At 64.9% G+C, this 2135-nt stretch carries 3 protein-coding genes; 2 read left to right on the top strand and 1 reads right to left on the bottom strand.

Annotated features, from left to right (window positions below; translation table 11 throughout):
* The coding region (locus EN884_RS34050; RefSeq protein ID WP_128361042.1) for an SDR family oxidoreductase at positions 1–560 on the top strand (560 nt) is incomplete at its 5' end.
* Positions 561–609: 49 nt separating this feature from the next.
* Positions 610–1668: a Gfo/Idh/MocA family oxidoreductase gene (locus EN884_RS34045; RefSeq protein WP_063168573.1), complete on the top strand. Its 1059-nt coding sequence runs from the start codon at positions 610–612 to the stop codon at positions 1666–1668.
* Between the two features lie 166 nt (positions 1669–1834).
* On the opposite strand, the gene EN884_RS34040 is transcribed toward EN884_RS34045, so the two are convergent.
* Positions 1835–2135 (bottom strand): DUF922 domain-containing protein (locus EN884_RS34040; RefSeq protein ID WP_128361041.1); only part of this gene is annotated, 301 nt, incomplete at its 5' end.

Below are 2135 nucleotides of genomic sequence, written 5' to 3'. Positions count from 1 at the left end.
GGCTCGGCGTCACCGGCTCCAACCAGTCGAACGACGATCTGCAGCGCCTCGTCGACCTGACGCTGGAGCGCTATGGCCGCATCGACGTGCTGGTCAACAGCGGCGGCCACGGGCCGCGTGCGCCGATCCTCGAGATCACCGACGAGCAATGGCACACCGGCATGGACGTCTACCTCCTCAACGTCATCCGGCCGGTGCGCATCGTGGCGCCGCAGATGGTCAAGCAGAAGGGTGGGGCCATCATCAACATCTCGACGGCCTGGGTGGTCGAGCCGAGCCCGATGTTCCCGACGTCCGCCGTGTTCCGCGCCGGCGTTGCCGCCTACACCAAGATCTTCGCCAACACCTATGCCGCCGACAATGTGCGCATGAACAATGTGCTGCCCGGCTGGATCGACAGCCTGCCGGCCACCGAAGAACGCCGCGACAGCGTGCCGATGCAGCGCTACGGCACTTCGGAAGAGGTCGCCGCGACCATCGCCTTCCTGGCGTCGGAGGGCGCCGGCTACATCACCGGCCAGAACATCCGGGTCGACGGCGGCATTATACGCGCTATTTGAGGGCGTCGGCCGGGAGGGGATTCCGGCATCTCACCCCAAGGAGCAAATAATGCGGCTTTTGATACTCGGCACCGGCTGGATGGCGCAGGAACATGCCCGGCGCTTCAGCGCCATCGAGGGCGTCGACATTGTCGGCGCAGTCGATGTCGATCCGGCGCGGGTTGGCGAGTTCGCCGACAGCTTTGACATTCCCAACCGCTTTACCGGGCTGGAGGAGGCGCTGGCATGGGGCGAGTTCGACGCGGTGGCCAATGTCACGCCCGACCGCATCCACCACCCGACCACCATGGCGCTGATCGCCGCCGGCAAGCCGGTGCTGTGCGAAAAGCCGCTGGCCGAAAACTTCGGCAAGGCGACCGAGATGGCCGATGCCGCCGAGGCCGCCGGCATCGTCAACATGGTGAACCTCACCTATCGCAATGTGGCCGCGCTGCAGAAAGCGCGCCAGATGGTGCAAGCGGGCGAGATCGGCACGGTCAGGCATGTCGAGGCGTCCTACCTGCAAAGCTGGCTGGTGTCGAAATTCTGGGGCGACTGGCGCACCGATCCGAAATGGCTGTGGCGGCTGTCGCGCGGCCACGGTTCCAATGGCGTGCTCGGCGATGTCGGCATCCACATCCTCGATTTCGCCAGCTATGGCGCAGCCGTCGACATCGACCATGTCTTCTGCCGGCTGCGCGCCTTCGACAAGGCGCCCGGCAACCGCATCGGCGACTACGGACTCGACGCCAATGACAGCTTCGCCATGACGCTGGATTTTTCCAACGGCGCCTTCGGCGTGGTGCATGCCAGCCGCTGGGCAACAGGCCATCTCAACGAACTGCGTCTGCGCATCTATGGCGAGAAGGGCGGCATCGAAGTGGTGCACAATCTCGACGGTTCGACGCTCAAGGCATGCGTGGGGGAGAATGTCGAGAACGCCATATGGGAAGAGCTCGACCCCGGCACGGTGGAGACCAACTACCAGCGTTTCACTGACGCGGTGCGCACGGGCGTGCAGGCCGAACCGTCCTTCCGCCATGCGGCCGAATTGCAGAAGGTGCTGGATCTGGCCGTGGTGTCGGACGAGAAGCGGGCCGAGCTGAGAGCGAACGCGGAAACGCGGTGAGGGCTCGCACCTCGCGCCCATACCGCAGTAGCTGGAAGGGGCCGAGTTCTGTCAGACTCCCCTCTGGCCTGCCGGCCATCTCCCTCGCAAGGGGGGAGATCGGCAGCTTCAATTGCTGCGCCTGGTAAGTCATCAGTGCCCGCCTCCTGATCCGTGTCAGGTGGCTTCAGGGGCCGGTCACGAGCGAAAAAACCAGTTTCTGCAAATTGCCGCCATTGCCGAATTCTATACGGTCGAAGTCGCGGCTTGCCTGCACCCGCGCCTTCGAGATCGCGTCGAGCCGCTTGACCACCTCGGCCCTGGTCTTGCTGCATTTGGGATCGTCGGCGACGGTCAGGCCGTCCGTCGCGGCTTGGATGTCGTGGACCATCTGGACCATGCTGGCGCCATGCACCTTCTCATGGGCGGCGACGCCGGCGATGAAGGTGTCCCAGTTCTTCTGGACGGCGGGCGGGAGGGAGCGGGAG

Source organism: Mesorhizobium sp. M7A.F.Ca.AU.001.01.1.1, from assembly GCF_004022735.1.
GTDB lineage: Bacteria > Pseudomonadota > Alphaproteobacteria > Rhizobiales > Rhizobiaceae > Mesorhizobium > Mesorhizobium ciceri.
This window is presented reverse-complemented; position numbering and strand designations above follow the sequence as displayed.